We start from the raw sequence: 2,951 nt of genomic DNA on the forward strand, positions 1-2,951 counted from the left end.
AATCTTCCGCATCGGCAATCTCTCGGCGGGCATCGGACCTCCCATTGCGTGAACCGCAAAAGGAGGGACCTTGCCCCGTTCAGATTGCCGACAACGCCCCCGTCTCACCCTATCAACAGGGTGGCCGCCTTCGTTCGGATTGGGTGGCCGCTTTCGATCGGAATCGCTGGCCGCCTTCCGTCGGAATCGGTGGCCGCTTTGCCTCGGATTCCGCATCCTGATGAACCTGATCTGGCGGCGCCTTGCCTACACGATGCTGGCCGGTATGCGGTCCAAACTCGTCCGCCAATGACGAGAAGGGCGGCTGAGTAAGATGGAAAGCATCCGTCAGGACTGTCCACCACCGCGCTCCGGAGCCGGCGCCCTCCCTTTGGGGCCGCGACTTCAACCGCCGGTGGGCCTCCGTACGAAAGGGGCTTCCGTTAGACTGCCAGCGTCGAAGCCGCGACATTCCGCGGCGATGCCACCCTCTTCCGGGGGTGCGCATTTCAGTGTGTGACTCATCTTTCGGTCAGGCTTGCCAAGAAGCGGCCCCAGGAGGGGAGAGACCTGAAGCGGAAAAACTACCTTCCCTCGCCGCCGCAGGGTGATAGGCGAACTAAGCTCGAGACCATGGTGCTTCTGCGCTAGACCGTTACTCACTGCCCGCAGTGGGCCAAAAGGTGAACCGGCGCGCCTTGTTTACTCGCCTTGCGCGCGTGCTGAGCCGCTAAGCCATCGACTCTCGCCGCCATGGCGCGTGAATACCGGCATGCGGCTTCAGAAGATCACCTTTGGTGAGATGCGCGAGATGGCCTAAGCGGCTCCTGATCTGCTGCCATTGCGGTCGCAACTCCCTGGCCGGACGATGTTCGCTTGTCTGGTATCGAGCCGCGCTGTGTGGCGCCGGGTGCGGCTACCGAGGGGCGGAGGTCAGGCCGGACTTAGCAGCGGCAAGCGGCCTCAATTTGCAACCTCGAGCGCTCGTTAGGCAACGCGTATTTTGCCAGGGGGCAAGGAGCGCCAGCTTACGTATGCGCGATTACGGACTCGCGGCCCGACGCGTCCTTGTCCGGTAAGACGCGCCGGGCCTAACCATTCCCTGCTTTCCCCGTAAGGTTTGGCTGAGCCAGCATAGAGCGATTTTACAAGCGGCTGATACGTCTGCGTCTTTGTGCAGCGCTCCTCGCGCTTCGCAGCAAAAGGCCCATGTCCGCGGCCACACGTTTGACGGACGCGATATATCTCCCAAGCTCGGTGGCGATCTCGGCCGCCGTCGACCCTCCGTTGATCGGCTTCGCACGCGCCAAGCTCCGGTTCGCGGGAGAATAGCAATATCGTTCCGTTCTCGGAGCAAAATGCCCACTGCATGGATTTCGATTCCACCGAATTGTATTTGCAAATGAGACCAAGCTGGGGCAGAATTTTCTGCACCGGGGCTGGCTGCATATTTCACTTGGTCCTTTCGCGCCTGGTCAGCTTTGCTTCCCATGCATGCAGGCGATCACGAACTCCCGCTTTGCGCGACCTTGTCCCTTTCCTCTTTCGCCCGCACTCGAAAAACCACGTTCGGCAGCGAGCTGCTGGCACTTTTCCAATTTCTGAGCGTTGCGAGGCGCGCCCTGCTGAGCCTGTACAGCGCCTCCGACCAAAGCCAAGCAATGGAAGCAAAACGGCCTAATCATTCTGCGCACTCCCTACCTGCCGTTGATCAAATCGCTACAAGATAATAATGGCACCTGCCTCGGCATCGCTCTCAATCAACTCGAGCAGAAAGACCCTCGATCCGCCCCTTGGATTGTAGCATGGCAATGCCAGCGTGAGCCGGCGGGCTTTGGCGTATATTCTTTAAAAGCGAACTGAACCTCCACACCGCGCGCCTATACTGATCAGTATCCGGGATTTTTGCTAATCCTGTCCCGGGGCTGGACGGATATCAGGCCGCCGGGACAAGTATTGTTTGCCCGGCGGCTTCATTCTCGTTTGTCGGCTCAGGGGAGCACCTGCCGGCGTGAACCGGCGGAGCTTCAGGGGAGGTTTCCCCACTTACGAGAGGCGGTAGCTCGCGCGCGTTCCGGGCTACTAGGGATCGATAATTTGCGAGATACCTAAGATGCCGCTTTGATGGCGGCATGCGCACTCGCCGATACACGAAATGGGCCGGCCATTATCCGCCCCGCAGCCCTACGGAATGGCTGACTGACGGCCATGTGACTTGCAACATCCAATGCCTGAACGGCCTCTGCCATCGTCGAGTCGACGTGTGGCTCGACACACTCCCGCCGTGGTCGAGGCTCGGCTTGCGCCTGGTCTGCTCAGCATGCGGCGCCACGGGATCTGTGCATATCGTCCCAAACTGGCATGACGGTCGCGGGCAAGTCAGGCCAAGCATGGGCGACAGTCTAACGCCGCCCGTCGTTCGACCTTCCACGCTCAGCGATCGTTATTAGGCATACACGACCCCGGCCGTCGGAGCTGGCAATGGCGTTGCTGCACAGTGAGGTCGAAAGCAACGCTGTGATGGTCGGAGGTGTTACGGCGGCGAACCTGCCGCAGGATCTTAAAAATTCGCGTCGATCGTCTGCTTCTTGAGAGGACATTCGCGCCTCCTATGATGTATTCCTCCGGGGTGGGCCGCCTTGTTGAGTTGCAGGTATCCGACGAGGATCTAGCTTTAAGGCTAGCCTTAAGGTCGGTAGATGCGGGTAGAGGTCCTGGGCGGGGTTGAGCGTCGTCGTCGCTGGTCTCGCGACGATAAGATGCGGATCATCGAAGAGACGCTGGCGCCCGGCGCGGTTGTGACGGAGATCGCGCGGCGGCACGGCATTTCGACGAGTTTGGTGTTCACGTGGCGGCGGCGGGCGCGCCTGGCGAGTGTCGTTTCGGCGGGACCGAAGCTTGTCCCTGTTCAGCTCACCCCGGGTGCGACCGAAAGCGTTCCATCGATTGAAGCCCCAGCGGTGATTTCGCCC

At 60.6% G+C, this 2,951-nt stretch carries 1 protein-coding gene; it reads left to right on the top strand.

Features of this window, described 5'->3' with window-relative positions:
* Positions 1-2,678 precede the first annotated feature (2,678 nt).
* Positions 2,679-2,951, top strand: a 273-nt coding sequence (locus BRA1253DRAFT_RS40830) for a transposase (protein WP_009859286.1), incomplete at its 3' end; no start/stop codon positions are given.

Origin of the sequence: Bradyrhizobium sp. WSM1253 (assembly GCF_000244935.1) — a bacterium.
GTDB classification, from domain to species: domain Bacteria; phylum Pseudomonadota; class Alphaproteobacteria; order Rhizobiales; family Xanthobacteraceae; genus Bradyrhizobium; species Bradyrhizobium canariense.